The organism is Mycolicibacterium llatzerense (assembly GCF_000878195.1).
Classification (GTDB): Bacteria; Actinomycetota; Actinomycetes; order Mycobacteriales; family Mycobacteriaceae; genus Mycobacterium; species Mycobacterium llatzerense.
On sequence record NZ_JXST01000006.1, the window covers coordinates 81277 to 104326 of the forward strand.

At 67.9% G+C, this 23050-nt stretch carries 27 protein-coding genes; 18 read left to right on the top strand and 9 right to left on the bottom strand.

The genetic code is table 11. From position 1 onward, the window contains the following. Positions 1-120: 120 nt before the first annotated feature. Positions 121-672, top strand: a complete 552-nt coding sequence (locus tag TL10_RS05915) for a DUF5994 family protein (RefSeq protein ID WP_043401404.1) — start codon at positions 121-123, stop codon at positions 670-672. 11 nt (positions 673-683) lie between these two features. Here TL10_RS05915 and TL10_RS05920 read toward each other — a convergent pair whose 3' ends face one another. Together TL10_RS05920 and TL10_RS05925 are read right to left on the bottom strand one after the other, a co-directional pair. After that, positions 684-2315 (bottom strand): monocarboxylic acid transporter, encoded by a 1632-nt coding sequence (locus TL10_RS05920; protein ID WP_043401406.1) that lies wholly within the window; start codon positions 2313-2315, stop codon positions 684-686. Continuing rightward, complete coding sequence (locus tag TL10_RS05925) at positions 2312-2656, bottom strand: DUF485 domain-containing protein (protein ID WP_043984892.1); 345 nt, start codon at positions 2654-2656, stop codon at positions 2312-2314. Before TL10_RS05925 ends, TL10_RS05920 begins: the two co-directional genes overlap by 4 nt. 116 nt (positions 2657-2772) lie before the next feature. Here TL10_RS05925 and TL10_RS05930 point away from each other — a divergent pair, with 116 nt between their 5' ends. Further along, the gene (locus TL10_RS05930) at positions 2773-3159 is read left to right on the top strand and encodes a carboxymuconolactone decarboxylase family protein (RefSeq protein WP_043984893.1); all 387 of its coding nucleotides are present in this window, start codon (positions 2773-2775) and stop codon (positions 3157-3159) included. Positions 3160-3257: 98 nt separating this feature from the next. Here the strand turns inward: TL10_RS05930 and TL10_RS05935 are convergent, their stop codons facing one another. After that, positions 3258-3674, bottom strand: coding sequence for a DUF5313 domain-containing protein (locus TL10_RS05935; protein ID WP_043401414.1), 417 nt, complete (start codon positions 3672-3674; stop codon positions 3258-3260). Between the two features lie 172 nt (positions 3675-3846). Between TL10_RS05935 and TL10_RS05940 the strand changes: the two genes are divergently transcribed. Next, positions 3847-4338 (top strand): MarR family winged helix-turn-helix transcriptional regulator, encoded by a 492-nt coding sequence (locus tag TL10_RS05940; RefSeq protein ID WP_043984894.1) that lies wholly within the window; start codon positions 3847-3849, stop codon positions 4336-4338. 36 nt (positions 4339-4374) lie between these two features. On the opposite strand, the gene TL10_RS05945 is transcribed toward TL10_RS05940, so the two are convergent. After that, complete coding sequence (locus tag TL10_RS05945) at positions 4375-4755, bottom strand: nitroreductase family deazaflavin-dependent oxidoreductase (protein WP_043984990.1); 381 nt, start codon at positions 4753-4755, stop codon at positions 4375-4377. A 120-nt stretch (positions 4756-4875) separates the two neighbouring features. Here TL10_RS05945 and TL10_RS05950 point away from each other — a divergent pair, with 120 nt between their 5' ends. The 11 genes from TL10_RS05950 (at position 4876) to TL10_RS06000 (ending at position 15832) form a co-directional block, all read left to right on the top strand. Beyond that, the gene (locus tag TL10_RS05950; RefSeq protein ID WP_043984895.1) at positions 4876-6204 is read left to right on the top strand and encodes an aspartate aminotransferase family protein; all 1329 of its coding nucleotides are present in this window, start codon (positions 4876-4878) and stop codon (positions 6202-6204) included. A gap of 27 nt (positions 6205-6231) precedes the next feature. Next, positions 6232-6618, top strand: coding sequence for a pyridoxamine 5'-phosphate oxidase family protein (locus TL10_RS05955; RefSeq protein WP_043401421.1), 387 nt, complete (start codon positions 6232-6234; stop codon positions 6616-6618). Between the two features lie 82 nt (positions 6619-6700). Then, positions 6701-7351 (top strand): TetR/AcrR family transcriptional regulator, encoded by a 651-nt coding sequence (locus TL10_RS05960; protein WP_043984896.1) that lies wholly within the window; start codon positions 6701-6703, stop codon positions 7349-7351. A gap of 19 nt (positions 7352-7370) precedes the next feature. Next, positions 7371-8819, top strand: coding sequence for a cytochrome P450 (locus tag TL10_RS05965; protein WP_052506315.1), 1449 nt, complete (start codon positions 7371-7373; stop codon positions 8817-8819). Between the two features lie 74 nt (positions 8820-8893). Next, on the top strand, positions 8894-10198 hold the full coding sequence (hemL, locus tag TL10_RS05970; protein ID WP_043402106.1) for a glutamate-1-semialdehyde 2,1-aminomutase: 1305 nt from the start codon (positions 8894-8896) through the stop codon (positions 10196-10198). After that, on the top strand, positions 10195-10803 hold the full coding sequence (locus tag TL10_RS05975) for a histidine phosphatase family protein (protein ID WP_043401427.1): 609 nt from the start codon (positions 10195-10197) through the stop codon (positions 10801-10803). Before hemL ends, TL10_RS05975 begins: the two co-directional genes overlap by 4 nt. A 29-nt stretch (positions 10804-10832) precedes the next feature. After that, a complete protein-coding gene (locus TL10_RS05980; RefSeq protein WP_043984897.1) occupies positions 10833-11411 on the top strand; it encodes a TlpA disulfide reductase family protein in 579 nt (192 codons plus the stop codon). Continuing rightward, positions 11408-12196 (top strand): cytochrome c biogenesis CcdA family protein, encoded by a 789-nt coding sequence (locus TL10_RS05985; RefSeq protein WP_043984898.1) that lies wholly within the window; start codon positions 11408-11410, stop codon positions 12194-12196. Before TL10_RS05980 ends, TL10_RS05985 begins: the two co-directional genes overlap by 4 nt. Further along, on the top strand, positions 12193-13803 hold the full coding sequence (gene resB, locus TL10_RS05990; protein ID WP_082067855.1) for a cytochrome c biogenesis protein ResB: 1611 nt from the start codon (positions 12193-12195) through the stop codon (positions 13801-13803). The genes TL10_RS05985 and resB overlap by 4 nt, the downstream gene beginning before the upstream one ends. Further along, the gene (gene ccsB / locus TL10_RS05995) at positions 13800-14768 is read left to right on the top strand and encodes a c-type cytochrome biogenesis protein CcsB (RefSeq protein WP_043401432.1); all 969 of its coding nucleotides are present in this window, start codon (positions 13800-13802) and stop codon (positions 14766-14768) included. Before resB ends, ccsB begins: the two co-directional genes overlap by 4 nt. Positions 14769-14770: 2 nt before the next feature. Further along, positions 14771-15832, top strand: coding sequence for a MinD/ParA family ATP-binding protein (locus tag TL10_RS06000; protein ID WP_043984899.1), 1062 nt, complete (start codon positions 14771-14773; stop codon positions 15830-15832). Between the two features lie 8 nt (positions 15833-15840). Here the strand turns inward: TL10_RS06000 and TL10_RS31415 are convergent, their stop codons facing one another. Continuing rightward, on the bottom strand, positions 15841-15984 hold the full coding sequence (locus TL10_RS31415) for a hypothetical protein (protein WP_192830187.1): 144 nt from the start codon (positions 15982-15984) through the stop codon (positions 15841-15843). A 49-nt stretch (positions 15985-16033) separates the two neighbouring features. Here TL10_RS31415 and TL10_RS06005 point away from each other — a divergent pair, with 49 nt between their 5' ends. Next, on the top strand, positions 16034-16342 hold the full coding sequence (locus TL10_RS06005; RefSeq protein ID WP_043401436.1) for a DUF4229 domain-containing protein: 309 nt from the start codon (positions 16034-16036) through the stop codon (positions 16340-16342). A gap of 14 nt (positions 16343-16356) precedes the next feature. On the opposite strand, the gene TL10_RS06010 is transcribed toward TL10_RS06005, so the two are convergent. Continuing rightward, complete coding sequence (locus tag TL10_RS06010) at positions 16357-17229, bottom strand: 1,4-dihydroxy-2-naphthoate polyprenyltransferase (protein WP_043984901.1); 873 nt, start codon at positions 17227-17229, stop codon at positions 16357-16359. Positions 17230-17264: 35 nt separating this feature from the next. Here TL10_RS06010 and TL10_RS06015 point away from each other — a divergent pair, with 35 nt between their 5' ends. From TL10_RS06015 to TL10_RS06025, 3 genes are read left to right on the top strand one after another with little or no spacing between them, the layout of a single operon-like run. Next, a complete protein-coding gene (locus TL10_RS06015; RefSeq protein ID WP_043984902.1) occupies positions 17265-17585 on the top strand; it encodes a hypothetical protein in 321 nt (106 codons plus the stop codon). Between the two features lie 3 nt (positions 17586-17588). Continuing rightward, entirely contained in the window at positions 17589-18365 is a 777-nt protein-coding gene (locus tag TL10_RS06020) for an S-methyl-5'-thioadenosine phosphorylase (protein WP_043984903.1), read from the top strand. 49 nt (positions 18366-18414) lie between these two features. Further along, positions 18415-19539 (top strand): NAD(P)H-dependent flavin oxidoreductase, encoded by a 1125-nt coding sequence (locus TL10_RS06025; protein WP_043984904.1) that lies wholly within the window; start codon positions 18415-18417, stop codon positions 19537-19539. Between the two features lie 55 nt (positions 19540-19594). Here the strand turns inward: TL10_RS06025 and TL10_RS06030 are convergent, their stop codons facing one another. The 3 genes from TL10_RS06030 to TL10_RS06040 form a co-directional block, all read right to left on the bottom strand. Then, positions 19595-21268, bottom strand: a complete 1674-nt coding sequence (locus tag TL10_RS06030; RefSeq protein ID WP_157850351.1) for a DUF4407 domain-containing protein — start codon at positions 21266-21268, stop codon at positions 19595-19597. Positions 21269-21401: 133 nt separating this feature from the next. Beyond that, positions 21402-22550: an o-succinylbenzoate--CoA ligase gene (menE, locus tag TL10_RS06035; protein ID WP_082067857.1), complete on the bottom strand. Its 1149-nt coding sequence runs from the start codon at positions 22548-22550 to the stop codon at positions 21402-21404. Then, positions 22547-22885 carry a DUF3349 domain-containing protein gene (locus TL10_RS06040; RefSeq protein ID WP_043984905.1) on the bottom strand — a complete coding sequence of 113 codons (339 nt, stop codon included), beginning with the start codon at positions 22883-22885 and terminating at the stop codon, positions 22547-22549. Before TL10_RS06040 ends, menE begins: the two co-directional genes overlap by 4 nt. Positions 22886-23050 lie beyond the last annotated feature (165 nt).

Genomic DNA, 23050 nt, shown 5'->3' on the forward strand with positions numbered 1-23050 from the left:
GGCTGAAGTCGGAGATGACCGGCCGGCAGTCATCACACCGAGGCACTGGTCCGCGCTCGACAGCTCAACGACCCAATGGGATCGCGCTGACACCAGAGATGTAACGAAGGGAGCGTCGCCATGACGCCACAACCGACTCGCAAGAATGACCAGAACGGCACCGTGCCGGCGAACACGCCGCGGCTGCGGTTGAAAGCCAAAGCGCCGCATGGCGGATACGTCGACGGGGCATGGTGGCCGCACAGCGATGACCTGGCCGTCGAGCTGCCGGACCTGTTGGCGGTGCTTTCGGTGCGGCTGGGCCGGATCGACCGCGTGTCGTACCGCCTCAACGCCTGGACGAATGCGCCCCGCAAGCTCACCACCGGTGGCCGCGCGGTACGCCTCGACGGGTATCGGCGTCAGCCGGTCAACACCATCGAAGTTCTCGGCCTCGATGACGCCCGGGACCGGCTGATACTGCTGGTGATCCCGCCACGCACCGACCCCGACGACGCCCACGCCACGATGATGGCGGCGGCCCAGACCGGCAACGCTGCCTCCGCCGACGGGCTGCTCATGATCAGTCCACGCGACCGCGAACGGCGCACCCAGGCGGCGGGCGCTCAAGATCGTTGGGAGTCAGAAGGCGGAACCGCGGCGTCCCGACAGGTTGAGCAGGTTCTCGCCTAACCTCCGTGCCGTCAGTGCGCGACCGCCTTCTCGGCGCCCACCCCGGTCAGTGACCGCACCTCCATCTCGGCGGTGCGCTCCGGGTCCCCGGTGTCGGACGAGGTGAGCGTGCCGATGATGCCGAGCGCGAAGGCCAGCGGGATGGACACGATGCCCGGGTTGGCCAGCGGGAAGAACGCGAAGTCGGCGCCGGGGATCATCGCGGTCTTGCTGCCGGATACGGCGGGGGAGAACACGATCAGCACGATGGTCGAGAGCAGGCCGCCGTACATGCTCCACAGTGCGCCGCGGGTGTTGAACCGCTTCCAGTACAGCGAGTACAGGATCGTCGGCAGGTTGGCCGCGGCCGCCACGGCGAATGCCAGGGCCACCAGGAACGCCACGTTCTGACCGTTGGCCAGGATGCCGAGCCCGATCGCGAACACCCCGAGCACGACCGCGGTGATGCGCGAGACCCGCACCTGTTCCTGTTCGGTCACCTTGTGGGACTTGAGAACCGAGGCGTAGATGTCATGCGCGAACGAGGCCGACGCCGTGATGGTAAGGCCGGCGACGACCGCGAGGATCGTCGCGAACGCGACCGCCGAGATGACGCCGAGCAGGATGACGCCGCCGAGTTCGAAGGCCAGCAGCGGGGCCGCGGAGTTCACGCCGCCGGCCGCCTTGAGAATCCGGTCCGGGCCGACCAACGCGGCCGCGCCGTACCCGAGCACCAGGGTGAACAGGTAGAAGGCGCCGATCAGCGCGATGGCCCACACCACCGATCGCCGCGCCTCTTTCGCCGTCGGCACGGTGTAGAAGCGCATCAACACATGCGGCAGGCCCGCGGTGCCGAGCACCAGCGCCAGCGCCAGCGAGATGAAGTTGATCTTCGAGGTGAGCGACCCGCCGTACTGCGCGCCGGGCGCCAAGACGTCGCGGCTGGAGACGCCCTTGGTGGTGGCGTGGGAGATCGCCGACTGGGCCGAGCCCAGGATGTCGGAGAAGTTCAAGCCGAACTTGGCCAGCACCATGACCGTCATGCACGCGGCGCCGACGATCAGCAGCACGGCCTTGATGATCTGCACCCAGGTGGTGCCCTTCATGCCGCCGACCAGGACGTAGACGATCATCAGGACGCCGACGACGGCGATCACCAGCGACTGCCCGGCGCGGCTGTTGACGTCGAGCAGCAGGGCGACCAGGCCGCCGGCACCGGCCATCTGGGCCAGTAGGTAGAACAGAGACACCGTCAGCGTCGAGGTGGCTGCGGCCAGGCGGACCGGCCGCTGCCTGAGCCGGAAACTCAGCACGTCGGCCATGGTGAATTTGCCTGTGTTGCGCAGTAATTCGGCCACCAGGAGCAGGGCCACCAGCCAGGCGACCAGGAAGCCGATGGAGTACAGGAAGCCGTCGTAGCCGTAGACCGCGATGGCGCCCGCGATCCCGAGGAAGCTGGCCGCGGACAGGTAGTCGCCGGCGATGGCGATGCCGTTCTGCGGGCCCGAGAAGCCGCGGCCACCGGTGAAGAACTCGTCGGCGGTGGCGTTGCGCTTGCTGGCCTTGATCACCACGATCATCGTGACGACGACGAACACGCTGAAGATGCCGATGTTGGCGGCCGGATTGCCGACGGTCTGGGCGGCCAGGACGGTGGTGGTCATCGGACGCCCTCGAGTTCTTCGCGAATGGCGGCGGCCCGTGGGTCGAGTTCCCGGTTGGCGAAGCGCACGTACAGCCCGGTGATCACGAACGTGGTCAGGAACTGGCCTAACCCGATCAACAGGCCGACGTTGATGTTGCCGAACACCCGGGTGGCCATGAAGTCGTGGGCGAAGGCCCCGAGCGCGACGTAAAGGGCATACCAGAGCAGGAAGAACGCGGTCATCGGAAACACGAAGCGGCGCAACCGAGTACGCAGCTCCTGGAATTCGGGGCTGGCCTGCATGGCGAGAAACTGCTCCCCGGTGGGGGCAACCCTCTCGGGACGGTCGGTTTCTGGCACCGAGGGCTCCTGACAGTTGACTGTGAGTAGATAGCGCAGAACCTAATTGAGAGCTGGGTCACCCGCGACCGGTATCGCCGGACCGCTGCATGAACAGATGGAAGTACGGTCCAAGGATGAGTAGCGAGACAGCTTCGGCATTCGAATCCGGAATCACCACCCGCCGTCAGGTGATGGGCGACGAGTTCGTCGACCGGGCACTGGCCCGCACCAGCGGCACCGAATCGGAACCGATCCAGCGCTTCGTCACCGAACACGTGTGGGACGCGGTGTGGAACCGGCCGGGTCTGAGCCGCCGTGACCGCAGCCTGCTCAACCTCGGCATGCTGACGGCCCTGCGCGCCCACGAGGAACTCGCCGGCCACGTCCGGGGCGGTCTGAACAATGGACTCACCCGCGAGGAGATCGTCGAAGCGATCATCCACGCGACGGGATACTGCGGGGCGCCCGCGGCGCTGAGCGCGATGCGGGTGGTCCAGCAGGTGCTGGACGAGTCTGCCTAGGCCCGGCGCAACAGCGCCACGTACTCAAAAGGTAAGTGGCCGAAAGCAAAACGCATCGGCCGCCCATCGCCTGATGGGCGGCCGATGCCGCGCTGGCGTCAGAACGGCCGGCTGTTGGCCTGCCATTTGGCCGATTCCGGTCGCTGGCCGTAGCGCTCGACGTAGCGCTCGTGCATCTGTGCCTGCTGCTGCCGCTGAATCTCGTCGATCAGATTGGGGTCCATGCCATGTTGGGCGAGGCGGTATCGGCGCCACACTTTGTTGAGGACGAACGCCATCACCAAGGCCCAGAAGTAAATCGGCAGCGTCATCTCGGAGTGGACATACACCGATGCCGGCAGCAGCCACAGCGGAGCCAGCACAAAGACCGGTGGGATTGCGTATCGGATCATGTGCCGGCGTACCGCCCCGTCGTCGGTGAGGTCGCGACGAACCCAGTCCTGCAGGTGATCCGGCAAGCGGCGCCCGTAGGCGTAGGTGATGTGCTGCCAGAACGTCGGACGATCGGCGGCCATGACGACTCCTTTGTCGATCAGATCGATGGGTGCCATCCGATTTGCACCCTAATAGTTAGTACACTAACTGTTAGTCCATTATTCCGCTAGGGGAGGCGTCGCCGATGACGACCTCCGGCAGACGCAGCGGGCACAAAATGTTAGGGCCCTAACTGGTAATAAACTGGGCGGCATGTCCACTGTCTCCGAAGACGTCGACCCTCTCGCCCTGGAGCGTCAGGTCTGCTTCGCGCTGGCCATCACCAACCGTGCGGTACTTGCCATCTACCGGCCACTGCTCGAACCGCTCGGGCTGACGCATCCGCAATACCTGGTCTTGCTGGCGTTGTGGGACAACGCAAAATCCAAGCAAGATCCGTTGACCGTCAAGCAGATCGCCGCGTTGCTGCAGATGGATTCGGCCACCGTCTCGCCGATGCTCAAACGCCTCGAAACCCTTGAGCTGATCCACCGCACCCGCAGCGCCACCGACGAACGCACCACACACATAACACTGACGCCAAAAGGGGCCGCGCTACGACGCCGCGCACTGAAAATCCCGCCGGCAGTCGTCAAGCAACTGGGCGTTGATCTGACCGAACTGGAGCACCTCCACGCTGTGCTCACCAAGATCAACGCAGCTGCCGTTGCTGCCGGCGAGCCGGCAGAACGATCGGCGGATTAGCCGGCGATCGTTGTCGAGGTGTGTCCGACCGGGTAGCTACCCACGCCGCAGCAGCACCGCCTGCTCAAAAGGCAAGCGCGGAAACACCTTACGTAACGACCCGGTGATGAGCGGGGCGGCTTCCTCCTTGCTCACCACGCGCGGATCGACCACGTCGACGGTGTGACCGCGCCGGGTTATCCGCCCGCCACCGGACGTGGTGATGTTCTTGAGCCAGTCGCGGTCGGGACCATAGGTCAGCAGGATGGCGAAGCCGTCGGCGGTGGTGAACACCGTCAGCGGCGTGCGGAACGTCTTGCCGGACTTACGCCCGACGTGCTCGAGGATGCCGAACGTCGGCGCGCGGCCGGCCCACAGCCGTTGGATGGGATTGGTGACCCGACGGTTGAAACGGGCGACCGATTGCGGAATCTGCATGTCCTCATCGTGCGCCATCGTGACGGAGGCGGCCAGGGAAGCGAGTAATGTTACCGATCGGTAGCGGCGATGCCGCCGTGCCGCACACCAGCCCGCTGATTCATTTTCGAGGAGGAATGCATGCCTGCGCCCGCCAACGCTGACGCCCGCCGGATCTATGACCTGGAGCGCAGCCGCGTATTCCACTCGTGGTCGGCCCAGGGGAAGCTCGACCCGCTGGTCTTCACCGGCGCCGAGGGCAGCTACCTCATCGACGGTGACGGCAACCGGCTGCTCGATTTCTCTAGCCAGCTGGTCTACACCAACATCGGCCACCAGCACCCCAAGGTCGTCGCGGCCATCGCCGAGCAGGCCGCCAAGCTGTGCACCATCGCGCCGCAGCACGCCAACGAGGCCCGGGCCACCGCCGCCGACCTGATCTGCCAGGTGGCCCCCGAAGGCTTCAACCGGGTGTTCTTCACCAACGGTGGCGCCGACGCCGTCGAGCACGCCATCCGCATGGCCCGCGTGTACACCGGCCGCTACAAGACGCTGTCGACCTACCGCAGCTACCACGGCGGCACCGCGCTGACGATCAACCTGACCGGCGACGTCCGCCGCTGGGGCAACGACTACGGCAGCGAAGGCACCACGCACTTCTTCGGGCCGTTCCAGTACCGCAGCCAGTTCGGTTCGCAGACGCAGGAGGAAGAGTCCGAGCGCGCCCTGGCGCACCTGCAGTCGGTCATCGAGTTCGAAGGCCCGGGTGCCTTCGCCGCGATCATCCTGGAGTCGGTGCCCGGCACGGTCGGCATCATGCCGCCGCCGCCCGGCTACCTGCAGGGCGTGCGCGAGCTGTGCGACCAGCACGGCATCGTGATGATCCTCGACGAGGTCATGGCCGGCTTCGGCCGTACCGGCAAGTGGTTCGCGCTGGACAACTACGGCGTCACGCCGGACCTCATCACCTTCGCCAAGGGCGTCAACTCCGGCTATGTGCCGCTCGGCGGCGTCATTGTCAGCGACAAGATCCTGGAGCGCTTCCTCGAGCAGCCCTACCCGGGCGGCCTGACGTACTCCGGCCACCCGCTGGCGTGTGCGGCATCCGTGGCGACCATCACCGCGATGCACGACGAGAAGATCGTCGAGAACGCCGAGCTGATCGGCACCGACGTCTTCGGTCCCGGCCTCGCGGCGCTGGCCGAGAAGCACGACATCATCGGCGACGTCCGCGGTCTGGGCGTGTTCTGGGCGGTGGAGCTGGTCAAGGACCGGGCCACCAAGGAGCCGTTGGCACCGTACGGCGGCAGCTCGCCGGAGATGGGCGCCATCAATGCGCGCGCCCGCCAGAACGGCCTGCTGCTGTTCATGAACTACAACCGCTTCCACCTGGTGCCGCCGTGCAACATCAGCATCGACGACGCCAAGCGCGGGCTGGACATTCTGGACGATGCGCTGAGCGCGGTGTAGTTGGAGCTTTGGCTCTACGCTTTTCTCATGGCCTACCTCAAGCCGCCGTGGTTCGTAGTCAACGTCTTCAACCCGATTGCGCGGCTGACGGGCATCGGCGGCAGCGAAACGCTGACCGTCACCCGCAGCTCCAACCATTTGCCGCAGCGCATCCCGGTCGTGGTGCCGGAGGTGGACGGGGTGAAGTACCTGGTGTCCACCCGGGGTGAGTCGGCGTGGGTGAAGAACGTCCGGGAGAACCCCGTGGTGGCGCTCGGCAAGGCGAACTACCTGGCCACCGAGATTCCGGTCGCGGACCGGGCGCCGATCATCGCGGCGTACCGGCCGCTGGCCGGCAAGGTCGTCGAGGGCTACTGGAAAGAACTGCCCGACGACGCCGACCACCCGGTGTTCAAGCTGGCTCCGCAGCAGTAGGGTCCGCGCCGACGTCAGTTTCTGTGTACGAGTGTGTGCAGATGGTCTATCCATCTGCACACACTTGTGCCAAGATGGCGAAATGGCCGAAGCTCGCAGCTATGGCGGACGTAGCGCCAGTGAGCGAAGCTCCGAACGTCGCGCCCGTTTCCTCGATGTCGGCCTGGAACTTCTGGGCACCGGCGGGCTGACGGCCGTCACCCTGCGCGGGGTCTGCAAGACCGCCAACCTGTCATCGCGGTATTTCTACGAGACCTTCGCCGATACCGACGCGCTCACCGTGGCCGTCTACGACTCGATCGTCGAAGAAATGATTCAGCTGGGGCTCGATAGGGTCGCGCAGGCGCCGTCAGAGCTGTCCCGTCAGGTCAATGCGGGATTGCGTTGCGCGGTGGACCTTTTCGCGGCGGATCCGCGCAAGGGGCGGGTCGTGCTCAATCTTTCGCTGGCCAGCCCCGGGCTGGCCGAACGTCGTCGCGACACCAGTGAGCGCATCGCCGCCATCATCGCGAATCTGGGCGGCGACTACCTGCGGCCGGGTACCGACCCGGGCCGGTTGCTGACCATCTCGCGCTTCTTCGTCGGCGGGTTCGTCGAACTGCTCACCGCCTGGATGGCCGACCCTGCCACGAACTGCGAAGAACTGCTCGACGACTGCACTCACTTCTTCTTGAGCATCACCGCGGACGTGCTGCACAGCTCGCCCCGCGCTCGCTTCGGTATGGCCAATTAACCCCTAAGGAACAAGCGACATGACCTCGGCAGGAATCCTGGGCAATGCCCGGAAAGCTTTGGGCACAAAGGTATTTGGTCTTCTGGACGAGCTCACCGAACGGATCGGCACCACCGGGGAACCGCTGGCCGAGCCGCCGCCGGGCAGCGGGCTGAAGCCGGTGATGGGGGAGCGCGGACTGCCAGGGCTGGGCAAGACCGTCGAGGTGCTGCTGCATGGCCAGGAGTCGGCACTCCGGTACTACGCCAAATACGGCCCCGTCACCTGGAGTCACACCTTCGCGACGCGGTTGGTGTGGGCGCTCGGCCCGGACGCGGTGCAGGAGGTGCTCACCAACCGCAGCAAGGCCATGTCCCAGGCCGGATGGGAGTACTTCATCGGCCCGTTCTTCACCCGGGGCTTGATGCTGCTCGACGGCCAGGAACACCTGCTGCATCGGCGGATCATGCAGGTGGCGTTCACCCGGACCCGTCTGGTGGCGTACCAGGAGCAGGTTCAGGCGGTCATCGACGCCACTTTGCCCAGTTGGCCGACCGACCGGCCGATGCTGATGTATCCGGCGATCAAGAACACCTCGCTCGAGATCGCCACCCGGGTGTTCATGGGCGCCGAGCCCAGCGCGGAATCCCAGGAGCTGATCGAAGCTTTCGAGGATGCGGTGCGGGCCGGCACGGGTTACCTCCGCCGACCGGTGCCCTTGCTGCCCACCCGGTGGAACCGCGGGCTGATCGGCAGGCAGAAACTCGAGAAGTACTTCCGCGAGCTGATCCCGGCCAAGCGGGCGTCTGCCGACGACGACCTGTTCGCCACGCTGTGTCGGGTCGAGACCGAGGACGGTGAGAAGTTCACCGACGACGACATCGTGAACCACATGATCTTCCTGATGATGGCGGCGCACGACACCTCGACCATCACCGCCACCGCGATGGTCTACTACCTGGCCAAGCACCCCGAGTGGCAGGACAAGTGCCGCGCGGAATCGCTGGTGCTCGGCGACCCCGGCCACATCGGGATCGACGATCTGGAAACGCTCGAGACGCTGGAGCTGGTCTTCAAGGAGTCGATGAGGCTGGTCGCACCCGTGCCCGCCATGGTGCGCAAGACCACCGAGGACATCGACCTGGCCGGTTACTACGTGCCGGCAGGCACCATGATCTCCGTCGCACCGGGCGCCACCCACGAGCTGGGGGACTTCTGGACCAACTCGCGCGAATTCGATCCACTCCGGTTCGCAGAGCCACGCAGCGAGCACAAGGAACACCGCTTCGGGTACGTGCCATTCGGTGGCGGCGCCCACAAATGCATCGGCATGACGTTCGGATCTGCCGAGGTGAAGGCGCTGCTGCACAAGATGCTGCTCCGCTATCGGTTCGAGATCCCGGCGGACTACGAGCTCGAATGGGACCACACCTCGCTCGTGGTGCCCACCGATGACTTCCCGGTGACCCTGCGGCCGCTCGCACCCTGACGATGCCCGCCCGGAACCCAGACCACTACACCCTGTAGTTGGTCCATTCGCGCGGGGCTGGGACACTGGTGGTCATGCGCTCTACCGACGTCTCCGCGAAACTGTTCGCCGACGCGTCGACCGTGATCCCGGGCGGGGTCAACTCGCCCGTGCGGGCCTTCAGCTCGGTCGGCGGCACCCCTCGCTTCATCACCTCGGCCAACGGTTACTGGCTGACCGACGCCGACGGCAACCGCTACGTCGACCTGGTGTGCTCCTGGGGACCGATGATCCTGGGCCACGCCCACCCGGCGGTGGTCGAGGCTGTGCAGACCACCGCGGTCAACGGCCTGTCCTTCGGTGCCCCGACGCCCGCGGAGACGGAGCTGGCGCGCGAGATCATCGACCGGGTCGCTCCCGTCGAGCGCATCCGCTTCGTCAACTCCGGCACCGAAGCGACGATGAGCGCCATCCGGCTGGCCCGCGGCTTCACCGGCCGGCCCAAGATCATCAAGTTCTCCGGCTGCTACCACGGCCACAGCGACGCGCTGCTGGCCGACGCCGGCTCTGGCGTCGCGACCCTGGGCCTGCCGTCGTCGCCCGGTGTCACGGGTGCGGCCGCGGCCGACACAATCGTGCTGCCCTACAACGACCTGGAGGCCGTGCGCCAGACCTTCGCCGCCGTCGGTGACCAGATCGCCTGCGTGATCACCGAGGCCAGCCCCGGCAACATGGGCACCGTCCCGCCGGCCGAGGGCTACAACGCCGCGCTGCGCCAGATCACCGCCGAGCACGGCGCGCTGCTCATCATCGATGAGGTGATGACGGGTTTCCGCGTGAGCCGCGGCGGTTGGTACGGCCTCGATCCCGTCGCCGCCGACCTGTTCACCTTCGGCAAGGTGATGAGCGGCGGCCTGCCCGCCGCGGCCTTCGGCGGCCGCGCCGAGGTGATGGAACGCCTGGCTCCGCTGGGGCCGGTGTACCAGGCCGGCACGCTGTCCGGGAACCCTGTGGCGATGGCCGCCGGCCTGGCCACGCTGCGCGCGGCCGACGACGCCGTCTATCGAGCGCTGGACGTGAACGCCGACCGGCTCTCCGGGCTCATCGGTGACGCGCTGACCGAAGCGTCTGTGGCGCATCGGATTTCGCGGGCCGGGAACTTCCTGACGGTGTTCTTCGGCGATGCGCCCGTCACGAACTTCGCGTCCGCCAAGGCCACCGAGACCTGGCGCTACCCGGCCTTCTTCCACGCTCTGCTGGACGCCGGGGTGTACCCGCCGTGCAGTGCCTTCGAAACCTGGTTCGTCTCGGCCGCACTCGACGACGCTGCGTTCGACCGGATCGCCGACGCGCTGCCCGCCGCCGCGCGCGCCGCCGCCCAAGCTCAGGAGCCCGCATGACCGACAAGACGATCGTGCACGTGATGCGTCACGGCGAAGTGCACAACCCCGACAAGATCCTCTACGGCCGCAAGCCCGATTTCCACCTGTCTGACCGCGGCCGGGCCCAGGCCGAAGCGGTCGCGGGCTGGCTGGCCGAACGTGACATCGTCTACGTCGTGGCCTCACCGCTGGAGCGCGCGCAGGAGACCGCGACGCCCATCGCGGCTCGGCACGGCCTGGCCATCGATACCGATCACGAACTCATCGAGTCGGAAAATGTCTTTGAGGGGCAACGAGTTTCACCCGGTGACGGCGCGCTGCGCGACCCGCGCAACTGGTGGCATCTGCGCGACCCGAAGACCCCGTCCTGGGGTGAGCCGTACAAGCACATCGCAGCACGCATGACCGCCGCGATGGACCGGGCCCGAGTCAAGGGTGCCGGACACGAGGCGGTGTGCGTCAGTCATCAGCTGCCGGTGGAGACGCTGCGGCGGGCAATGCTGGGCAAGAACCTGCATCACTTCCCGACCCGGCGGATGTGCAACCTGGCGTCGGTGACGTCGTTCTACTTCCACGACGACGAGATGGTCGGCTGGGGATACGCGGAGCTGGCCGGACAGTGACTTCGCTGGTGGCCCGTGCCGGGGGAGTGATGGCGGCCGTCGTGACGGCGGCCATGCTGCTCGTCGGCTGCTCCACCGGTGACGACGCCGTCGCCCAGGGCGGCACCTTCGAATTCGTGGCGCCCGGCGGCAAGACCGACATCTTCTACGACCCGCCCGCCAACCGTGGCAAGCCCGGCGCGGTGCGTGGGCCGTCGCTCGCGGATCCGTCGAAAACCCTGTCCCTGGACGACTTTTCGGGTCAGGTCGTGGTGATCAACGTCTGGGGTCAGTGGTGTGGCCCGTGCCGTTCGGAGATCTCCGAACTGGAGAAGGTGTACGAGGCCACAAGGGGTCTCGGCGTGGCTTTTCTGGGCATCGACGTGCGGGACAACAACCGGCAGTCCGCGGTCGACTTCGTCGTCGACCACAAGGTGACGTTCCCGTCCATCTACGACCCGGCGATGCGCACCATGATCGCGTTCGGCGGCAAGTACCCGACGACGGTCATCCCGTCGACGCTGGTGCTCGACCGCGAACACCGGGTGGCCGCGGTGTTCCTGCGGGAACTGCTGGCCGACGACCTCAAGCCCGTCGTCGAACGGCTGGCCAAAGAGGGCAAGGCATGACCTCCTTCGCAGAGACCGCGGCGGCAGGACCGCTGTTGGTGGCCATCGGGGTGAGCGTGCTGGCCGGCCTGGTGTCGTTCGCTTCGCCGTGTGTGGTGCCGCTGGTGCCCGGGTATCTGTCCTATCTGGCCGCGGTGGTCGGGGTCGATGACAACTCGGACGACGCGGGCGCGACCGGCCCGGTGAAGGTGCGCACCGCGCGCTGGCGGGTCGCCGGCGCGGCGGCGCTGTTCGTCGCGGGCTTCACCGCGGTGTTCCTCATGGGCGCGGTCGCGGTGCTCGGTCTGACCACCACGCTGATCGCCAATCAGCTTCTGCTGCAACGCATCGGCGGCGTCGTCACGGTGCTGATGGGCCTGGTGTTCATCGGTCTGGTGCCCGCGCTGCAGCGTCAGGTGCGGTTCACGCCGCGCCAGGTGTCGACGGTCCTGGGTGCCCCGCTGCTCGGGGCGGTGTTCGGTCTCGGCTGGACGCCGTGCCTGGGCCCGACGCTCACCGGCGTCATCGCCGTGGCCTCGGCCAGTGACGGCGCCAGCGTCGCCCGCGGCATCGCCCTGGTGATCGCGTACTGCCTGGGTCTCGGAATTCCGTTCGTGCTGTTGGCCTTCGGCTCGGCCCGCGCCGTGCAGGGACTGGGCTGGCTGCGCCGGCACACCCGCGCCATCCAGATCTTCGGCGGGCTGCTGCTGATCGTGGTGGGCACCGCGCTGGTCACCGGCGTGTGGAACGACTTCACCTCGTGGGTGCGCGACGCCTTCGTCAGCAACGTGAGGCTCCCGATATGACCGACGTTTCCTCGCCCGAAGATGTGCAGGGCACCGACACCCGGCGCCCCGGCCCCATCTCGCGGGTGGTCGCGCTGTTCCGCAACACCTGGCGCAACCTGACGTCGATGGGCACCGCGCTGGTGCTGCTGTTCCTGCTGGCCCTCGGCGCCGTCCCGGGCGCACTACTGCCGCAGCGCTCGCTCAACGCCAGCAAGGTCGACGAATACCTGGCGCAGCACCCGACGATCGGCCCGTGGCTGGACAAGGTGCAGGCCTTCTCGGTGTTCTCGAGCTTCTGGTTCACCTCGATCTACGTGCTGCTGTTCATCTCGCTCGTGGGCTGCCTGACGCCACGCATGCTCGAGCACGTTCGCAGCCTGCGCGCCGTCCCCGTGCCCGCCCCGCGGAACCTGACGCGGCTGCCCAAGCACGCCGAGGCCATCGTCCCCGGTGAGCCTGATGCCGTCGCCGAGCAGATGGCCAAGCGGCTCAAAGGCTGGCGGCAGACCACGCGCACCCTGGAGGACGGCACTCGCGAGATTTCCGCCGAGAAGGGCTACCTGCGCGAGTTCGGCAACATCGTCTTCCACTTCTCGCTGCTGGGCCTGCTGGTCGCCATCGCGTTCGGCAAGCTGTTCGGCTACGAGGGCAACGTCATCGTCATCGCCGACGGCGGGCCCGGGTTCTGCTCGGCCTCGCCTGCCGCATTCGACTCGTTCCGCGCCGGCAACGTCGTCGACGGCACCGCACTGCACCCCAGCTGCCTGCGCGTGCACGACTTCGACGCCCGGTACCTGCCCAGCGGGCAGGCCACCGCATTCGCGGCCAACATCGACTACCAGGACGGCGCTGACCTGGTCAGCGGCACCTGGCGGCCGTACCGGCTGGAGGTCAACCACCCGCTGCGTATCGGTGGCGAGCGCATCTACCTGCAGGGACACGGCTACGCGCCGACCTTCACCGTCACCTTCCCGAATGGGCAGACCCGTACGTCGACGGTGCAGTGGAAGCCCGAGAACGCGCTGACCATGCTGTCCTCGGGCGTCATGCGCGTCGACCCGCCGGGCGGTACCTATCCTGACGACCGCGAGCGGCGCAAGCACCAGATCGCCATCCAGGGGCTGTTCGCCCCGACCGCCGAACTCGACGGCAAGCTGCTGTCCTCGAGCTTCCCGGCGATGAACGCGCCCGCGGTGGCCATCGACATCTACCGCGGCGACAGCGGCCTGGACAGCGGTAAGCCGCAATCCTTGTTCTCGCTGGACCCCAGCCTCATCGAGCAGAAGCGGCTCACCAAGCAGGCGCGCGTCAACCTGAAGGCCGGCGAGCAGACCAAGCTGGACGACGGCACCGTCGTGAAGTTCGACGGCGCGGTGCCGTTCATCAACGTGCAGGTCTCGCACGACCCGGCGCAGGTGTGGGTGCTGGTGTTCGCGCTGACCATGATGGCCGGGCTGTTGGTGTCTTTGGTGGTGCGCCGCCACCGCGTTTGGATTCGGATCGTGTCGGCCCAGCCGGGTACCGTCAACGTCGAGCTCGGCGGCCTGGCCCGGACGGACAACTCGGGGTGGGGTGACGAGTTCGAGCGACTCACCGCGCGGCTGGTGGGAGGAACGGAAGCATGAACACAGAGCACATCGACGTCGACCTGGCCCGGTACTCGGACTGGGCGTTCACCACGTCCGTAGTGGTGCTGGTCGGTGCCCTGCTGCTGCTGGCCGTCGAGCTGGCGTACAGCCGTGGCCGCAAGGTCGAGAATCGGGAACTGGTCGCCGCCGGCGTCGGCGCCGACAGCATGACGCCGGGTGTCGTGATCGACGCGCCGGAGCGGACGGCTGACGAGCGCATCGGCCGCGTCGGGCTCGCCCTGGTGTACGTCGGGATCGCGATGCTGTTCGCCTGCATCGTGCTGCGCGGCCTGGCCACCACGCGCGTGCCGTGGGGCAATATGTACGAGTTCATCAACCTGACCAGCTTCTGCGGGTTGATCGCCGCCGCGGTTGTGCTGCGCAAGCCGCAGTTCCGCGCGCTGTGGGTCTTCGTGCTGGTGCCCGAACTGATCCTGCTGTCCGTCTCCGGAAAGTGGCTGTACACCAACGCCGCCCCGGTGATGCCCGCGCTGCAGTCGTACTGGCTGCCCATCCACGTCTCGGTGGTCAGCATCGGCTCCGGCGTGTTCCTGGTCGCCGGTGTGGCGAGCATCCTGTTCCTGCTGAAGATGTCGCCGCTGGCCGACCGCGACAATGGCTTCGGCCGGATGATCCAGCGCCTGCCCGATGCCCAGACCCTGGACCGCATCGCGTACCGGACCACCATCTTCGCGTTCCCGATCTTCGGGTTCGGCGTCATCTTCGGGGCCATCTGGGCGGAAGAAGCGTGGGGCCGCTACTGGGGCTGGGACCCCAAGGAGACGGTGTCGTTCGTCGCCTGGGTGGTCTACGCCGCGTACCTGCACGCCCGCTCCACCGCCGGCTGGCGCGACAAGAAGGCCGCCTGGATCAACGTCGTCGGCTTCGTCGCGATGGTGTTCAACCTGTTCTTCATCAACCTGGTGACCGTCGGCCTGCACTCGTACGCAGGGGTCGGCTGAGCTTGCCTTCGTTCCGCGCTCAGGGCCGGTTCAAGGATCCGGCCGATTCAGTCGGTGTGCCCGCGCCCGCCGCGGCGCCGGAGTCCCGGATCGTCATCGCGCACGCGGTCACGCCCGTTCTGCCGGTGAAGCCCGCCAAGCCGCGGAGCCTGGACCCTGCCACTGTCGCACTGCTGAGCCGGCCGAGCCGCGCGCCGTCGACCGGCTGGCGTAAAGCGCTGTACTACGCGACGGGCACCCTGCTCAACCCCGGCGAGAGCCCCCTGACCCTGCGCCGCAACGCCCTCACCGCGCAGATCAACCGGCCGCTGCGGGACTGCTACCGGATCGCGGTGCTGTCCCTGAAGGGCGGCGTCGGTAAGACGACCATCACCGCAACGCTGGGCGCGACGTTCGCGTCGATCCGCGGCGACCGGGTCATCGCGGTGGACGCCAACCCGGACCGCGGCACCCTCAGCCAGAAGGTGCCGCTGGAAACGCCGGCGACGGTCCGTCACCTCCTGCGCGACGCCGAGGGCATCTCCAGCTACAGCGACGTCCGCAATTACACCTCGCGCGGCGAGAGCGAGCTCGAGGTGCTGGCCTCGGAGAGCGATCCGGCGGTGTCGGAAGCGTTCAGTTCGGAGGACTACGCCCGCACGCTGGCGGTGCTGCAGCCGTACTACCGGCTGGTGCTGACCGACTGTGGCACCGGCATGCTGCATTCGGCGATGGGCGCGGTGCTCGATCACGCCGACGTGCTGGTCGTGATCAGTTCAGGCTCGGTCGATGGGGCACGCAGCGCGGCGGCGACGCTCGACTGGCTCGACGCCCACGGCCATCAGGAGTTGGTGCGCAACGCCGTCGCGGTGGTCAACGCGGTGCGTCCGCGATCCGGCAAGGTCGATCTGCGCAAGGTGGTCGATCACTTCGGCCGCCGGTGCCGGGCGGTACAGGTCGTGCCGTTCGATCCGCACCTGGAGGAGGGTGCGGAGATCAGTCTCGACCGGCTCCGGCTGGACACCCGGGATGCGTTGCTGGAATTGGCCGTGGCCGTCGCCGACGGATTTCCGCTGTCGCTGTAGCGCGTGCGCTAAGAACCGAGCCGACGCAGGAATTCAGGATCGTCGTCGGGGCCGATGACGCGGGTCGTCGGGCGCGCGGCGGTAGCGCGAGTGGCGCGCCAACCGACGTAGACCAACAGCGCCAGCAGCGTGATCAGGAGCAGGAACTGCACGTAAAACCTCCTTTGTTCGAATATACGCGTCCGTCGGTAAACTCGTGCGGTGTCTGAAACGCCATCCTGGCCACGTTTGCTGCTCGATGTCTTTCTCTACGCGCTTGCCCGCCTGCTGCTGGTAGCGGCGATTGCGGGAGCGATCTTCGGTGTTGTTCAGTTGCTGGGCATCCGCAACTTCCCGGCGATGGTGGCGTTGCTGTTCGCGCTGGTCCTGGGAATGCCGCTGGGCATCTGGCTGTTCGCGCCGCTGCGCCGCCGGGCCACTGCAGGGATCGCCGCCGTCGACGAGCGCCGCCGCGCCGAGCGCGAGCAGCTGCGGGCCCGCCTGCACGGCGAGGATTCCTCCGGCGACTGACCCCGCCCCGGTTCCTACGGTTTGATCACCAGCACCGCGGTCACCAGGGCAGCCCACACCAGCATCGTCAGCCCGGTGTCGCGCAGCACCGGGATCAGTTCGCGGCCGCCGAGCCCGGAACGCACCGGCTTGGCCGCGCGCACCGCCAGCGGAGCCGCCGCGAAGCCGACCAGGCACCAGGGTGTGGCGAGCGCCAGGACCGCGGTCAGTACGAACGGCAGCGCCGTCAGCACCTGGAACAGCCGGCGGGTGCGTGCATCGCCGAGCCGCACCGCGAGGGTGATCTTGCCGGACACCTGATCGGTGGGAATATCGCGAAGGTTGTTGGCCACCAGGACCGCCGATGACAACGACCCGACCGCGACCGCGAGCACCAGTCCCACCCAGTCGATCCGCAGGGCCTGGGTGTACTGCGTGCCGAGCACGGCGACCAGACCGAAGAACACGAAGACCGCGACCTCGCCGAGTCCCCGATAGCCGTACGGGTTGGTGCCGCCGGTGTACAACCAGGCCCCGGCGATACATGCCGCGCCGATGGCGATCAGCCACGGCTGGCTCACCAGGGCCAGCGCCAGGCCGGTTCCCGCGCCGACGCACAGGCTGATCACCGCCGCGGCCAGCACCGCCTGTGGCGAAGCCAACTTGGCGCCGACCAGGCGGACCGGCCCGGACCGGTCGTCATCGGTGCCGCGGATGCCGTCGGAATAGTCGTTGGCGTAGTTGACACCGATGATCAATGCCACCGAAACCACAAGGGCCAGAGCGGCTTTCCACCACACCGCGCCGCCGACCCAGGCCGCGGCGCCGGTACCTGCCAGCACCGGAGCGACGGCATTCGGGAGGGTCCGTGGTCGGGCACCCTCAATCCACTGCGAAAGACTGGCCACGCGCGCAATCGTCCCACGCCCCTACACTTATCGGCATGAAGGATCGGCTCAGCAAGAACGAGATTCGCAAAGACGTCGTTCAGGAATCCGTCGAAGCGGTTGCCGGCACCGTCGGCGAGGTCATGAACATCGTCGTCACCGCGGTCAAGGACGTGGCGAGTTCCATCGGTGCCCTGGCCACCGACGCGTTCGAGATCCGCGACGGCGCCCGTCGGGCCCGCGCGGAACTGGGACTGGACCGTGAGGACAGCACGGAGGAGGCCGACGACGCGGAGGCGCCCGCGCCGACGCCGGTCACGGCCGTGCAGCCGGAAACCGAGGACGCGCCCAAGGCTCCCGCGACCGACGCCGAATAACGGATGCTGGGAGTCATCGGCGGTAGCGGTTTCTACACGTTCTTCGGGGATGACGCGCGCACCGTCAGCGTGGACACGCCCTACGGCGCGCCGAGCGCGCCGATCACCGTCGGGTTCGTCGGCGGGCACGAGGTGGCGTTTCTGCCGCGGCACGGGCTCAAGCACGAATACTCGCCGCACACCGTGCCGTACCGGGCCAACATGTGGGCGCTGCGGTCTCTGGGGGTGCGCCGGATTTTCGCGCCGTGCGCCGTCGGCAGCCTGACCGCGGACCTCGGCCCCGGCGCCGTGGTCGTGCCTGATCAGCTGGTGGACCGCACCCGCAGCCGCGAGGACACCTACTTCGATGGCGGTGGCATCCACGTCGGCTTCGCCGATCCGTATTGTCCGACGCTGCGTGCCGTGGCGGCCGAGCAGCCCGGCGTCGTCGACGGCGGCACCATGGTGGTCATTCAGGGGCCTCGCTTCTCCACCCGGGCCGAGAGTCAGTGGTTCGCGACGCAGGGGTTCACCCTGGTGAACATGACCGGATATCCCGAGGCGGTGCTGGCTCGCGAACTCGAGATGTGTTACGCGGCAATAGCTTTGGTGACCGATCTGGACGCCGGTATCGAGTCCGGTGCCGGCGTCACCACGGTCGACGTCTTCGCAGAGTTCGAGCGGAACACCCCCATGTTCAAGGCGTTGGTGCAGCAGGCTCTCGCCACGGTCCCCGCCGAACGGACCTGCACCCACTGCCTGGCCCATGCCGGGGTGGCGTTGCCGTTTGAGCTGCCCTGATCGGACCGGCTATTGACACCCGTCAAGTCGGGGTGGCAGAACTGACGGGGTGACTTCCCGCATCTGCGAACAGCTCGGCATCGATTTCCCGCTCTTCGCCTTCAGCCACTGCCGCGACGTGGTCGCCGCGGTCACCAACGCCGGCGGTTTCGGCGTGCTGGGCGCGACGGCGTATACGCCCGAGCAGTTGGACCGCGAGTTGGCCTGGATCGACGATCACGTCGGCGGCCGGCCCTACGGTGCGGACATCATCGTGCCGGCGAAATTCGAGGGCAAGGGCGAGAACCTCTCCGACGGCCAGCTGGCCGACCGAATCCCTTCGGAATACCGGGAATTCGTCTCTCAGTTGCTCGTCGACCACGGCATCGAGCCCGAGGAGCGGGTCCGCACCGGCGGGTCGGTGCTGTCCGGCAGCACCGGGCACGAATTGCTCGACGTGGCGATGAGCCACCCCATCAAGCTGATCGCGAACGCCCTTGGGGTGCCGCCGGATTACATGATCGACGCGGGCCGCGAGCGCGGGATTCCGGTGGCGGCGCTGGTCGGGGCCAAGGAGCACGCCGTCAAGCAGGTCGCGGCCGGGGTGGACATCATCGTCGCGCAGGGCACCGAAGCGGGCGGCCACTGCGGCGAGGTGTCGACGCTTGTAGTGGTGCCGGAAGTTTTGGAAGCGTTGGCGGCCATTGGCGATGAAACTCCCGTGCTGGCGGCGGGCGGCATCGTCACCGGTCGGCAGATGGCCGCCGTGGTCGCGCTCGGCGCCGCCGGGGCGTGGACCGGTTCGGTGTGGCTCACCACCGAGGAAGCCGAGACCGCGCCGGCCACCAAGCAGAAGATGCTCGCCGCGACCTCACGCGACACCGTGCGGTCTGCGGGGCGGACCGGAAAGCCTGCCCGCCAACTGGTTTCTGACTGGACCGACGCCTGGGCGCCGAAAGACGGTGGCCGCAAACCGCTGCCGTTGCCACTGCAGAACATGCTGAGCGAGCCGGTGATCCGACGCATCGATCGACTTGCCGCCCAAGGACATCCGGGGGCCCAGCAACTGGCGACCTACTTCGTCGGCCAGGGCGTCGGCCTGATGAACAAGGTCAAGCCCGCCCGCGAGGTGGTCCGCGAGTTCATCGAGGACTACCTCACCGCCACCGAGCGGCTAAATCGGTCCCTGCCCTAGTGATTTCGGCGTGATTTGTTGCGGTCAGCGCTACAAATCACGCCGAAATCGCGGGTTACGGCTCGATGGCGCGGCGACCTTCACGGAGCTGACGGCGCTCGTCCGCGGCGTCGATGATCGTGGTGTCGCTGCCGCTGAGCGCCGTGTGGTCGACGCCCCGCAGCGGTGCGGTCGGCGCGAACGTGGCGTTCATCTGCGGTGCGGCCCACTTGGGTTCGACGCGCGGCAGGCTGCCCTGTCCGAGCGCCTGGCCCTGATCGGCGACGCGCGGGCCCGACGACTGCTCCTGCTCGCTGTCGCTCACGGTGGTGCGGGAGGTGCGACGCAGGGTGAAGGTGATCTCCTCGAATTCCTCGATGACCTTCTGCGCCGAGCGCAGCTGCTGCACCGACGTGTCGATGACGCGGTCGACGACCGGCGCCACGGGTGCCATCAGTGGACGCAGCAGGCGGGCCGCCACCTTGGTCAGGTCGGGCAGCTGCGGCAGCGACAGGCCGCCGGCGGGCTGCGAGGTCGCGGGCACCGGCAGGTTCTCGGCGGGCGTGTCGCCGATCGGGACGAGTTCGGCCCTGACGATCGGTTCGGCTGGGGCGCTGTCGGTTTCGGGCTCCGGCGCGGGCGCCGCGGCCAGCGAACGTTGCCGCGGGTCGGGGAACGCCATGAGCTCGTCCCAGTCCGAGTACATCGGCTGCGGCTGCGCAGCCGGCCTCAGCACCTCGGCGGACGGGGCGTGCTGTGCGGGTTCGCCGGTGAGGGCCTCGGCGACGCGCTGCCGGTGGTATTCGCGGTTGATCTCCGCATCGGATTCCAGCGCCAGACGCATGGCGGCCAGCTGGTGCTCGGCCTTCAGGATCTCGGCTTCGGCCCGTACCTCGGCCTGCTTGACGGCGATGGCGGTCTCGGCCCGTAGCTCGGCCCGCAGCCGGGACTCGTCGTGGCGTTCGCGCAGGGTCCGGTCCTGCCGGGCGTGCAGCAGCATCGGCAGCAGGTAGAGCAGGACACAGACACCGATGACGGCGATGCGCGCCACCAGGGCGGCGGGCGTCTCGATGGTGTAGCCGTTCATCGCGACCCAGCGCGCGCCGAAACCGCGGTCGGCGCCGACACCGGCCGCGTTACTTGCGGCCGTCACCGCGTGCTCGGCACCGGCGATCCGCGCGTCGAAGGTCGGGGCCTGCTCGTTCCGGGCGGCGAGGGCGGCGTCCAGCTCGCGCTGGTCGTGCGCCAGGGTGTCCTGGGTGTTCTGGGTGATCTGGCCGTCGCCGGGCACGCCGGTGACCGGCTGCTGGGCGCAGGACGGAGTCGGGTGGTATTCGCAGCGGGCCACGACCTGGGCGTCGTCCCTACGCTGCCGGGCGGAGTCGACGGCCGCGTCGAGCGTGCCGCGGCTGGCACGCAGCGCGTCCAACTGCCCCTGAGCGGAGGTGACGGCCGGTGTCGTCGCGGCGCGGGCCGCGGCTTCGCGGTCCATGCGCTGGGAGATCGCGTTGCTGAACAGGGTCATCGCGGCCAGTTCGCCGACCAGCAAGCCGATCGCGACAGCCAGAGCCACCCGGCCGGCCGTGCCGCGGGCGCTGGCGACCGTACTGCGGATGGCCACGACCACCAGAACGCCGAAAATCAGGGTGACAGGCAGCACGACGGCCAGTGATAGACCGGTGGACGGGGTCGCGACGGCGGCGGCGACGAGCCAGGCCAGCACACCTCCCGACCAAGTCAGGGCGGTCACCGCAGGGTGGTTGTCAGGCTGTCTGTGGGCAGGCATGGAAACTCCAACTCTTCCGGTCCGCGTTCCAGGGTCCCAGAGAGCCGGGCTCGTCACCGAATCAAGCGCTGATCCTGTGACCGGCATCACGGTCCGATCAGGCGTTTTTCTGGTACCTGAGCGTCAGCGCGCGGCGGTCGAGCTTGCCGATTCCGCGGCGGGGGAGTTCATCGAGCACATGGACCTCCCGTGGGGCGGCGGTCGCGGCCAGGGCCGTGCTCACCTGTTCCCGCAGGTCAGTGACGGTGGGGGCGTCCGCACCCGGATGGAGCACGACGGCCACGGCCACCCGCTGGCCCAGGCGTTCGTCGGGCACACCGAACACCGCGCATTCGGCGATGGACGGGTGGCCGGCCAAGGCCGATTCGACGAGGGCGGGCAGGACTTTGAGCCCGCCGGTGGCGATGGCGTCGTCGATCCGGCCCAGTACCCGCAGTACGCCCGAATCATCCACGGCGCCAATGTCATCGGTGACGAACCAGCCGTCGACGAACGGAGACGGGTCGACCGGATTGCGGTAGCCGGAGGCCACCGTCGGCCCCCCGAGCGAGATCCGTCCGGTGTCGTCGATCCGCAACCGGACACCGGGCAACGGTGTTCCGTCATATATGCAGCCACCGCAGGTCTCGCTCATCCCGTAGGTGCGCACCACGGAAACCCCTGCGGCCGCGGCCTTTTCGCCGAGTCCCGGGGGCATCGGGCCGCCCCCGATCAGGACCGCATCCAGTTCGGCCAAGGCTTCGGTCGCGGCGGGGTCGGCCAGAATCTTGGCCAGCTGCACCGAGACCAACGACGTGTAGCGCCGGACCGAGCCCAAAGCCCTTACTGCCGAAGGGAATTCGCTGACGTCGAATCCCGGATCCAGGGCGATCGGCGTGGTGCCGGCCCGCCGGCTCCGCACCAGAACCTGCAATCCGGCGACGTGGTAGGCGGGCAGGGCGAGCAGCCACCGGCCGGGGCCGCCGAGCCGGTCGTGGGTGGCGTCAGCGCTGGCGTGCAGCGCCGACGCGGACAGCAAGGCGCCCTTGGGGATTCCCGTCGAACCCGATGTCGAGACCACGAGCGCGACGGAGTCGTCGACGGGCTCGCCGGCCCGCAACGTCTCGGTCAGCAGGGCGGCCTGCCGGTCGTCGTCCGCCGGGACCGGCAGCAGCGCGCCGCTACCGTCGAGGGCCCGCGTCAACGCGGGGATCAGGGCGAGGGCCGCATCGCCGGAACCGACGGCGACGCTATGGAGGACGCCTATGTCGGGTCTCCATTGCCGGGGCCTCCGTCGCCGGGGCGGTCATCGCTCGGATCGCGGGGGTCGTCGAGGGGCCAGCCCTTGGCGGCCAGCCGTGCCCGCACGCGCTCGATGTCCTCGGCGCGGGGCAGCTCATCGGTGATGCGCGTGATCAGTACGCCGATGTCGACCTGATCGAACTCACCGCGATTCATCAACACCCGTGCCAACGACTTGACTTCGTCGTTGGTCAAGCGGCGGGACAACAGTGCCAACAGGGGAACCCGGTCGGTGGCGGGGATACCGTCGGGATATCCGGCCTGCAGCCACGCCACGATCTTGGTGAGAAAAGCGTTCATGGCGTCACCTCCAGATTTCGGGAAAAGGGGCCCAACCTTTCGCATTGTTGCCCCAAAATGCGCGAACGAATCCTAAGCCCGGGCTGTGACGTGGGCATATCGCCACCGTAACTCGCACCGTCGCTGTCAGCGCTTTGCCAGCCTAATCAGGCGAAGCTAGCAGGT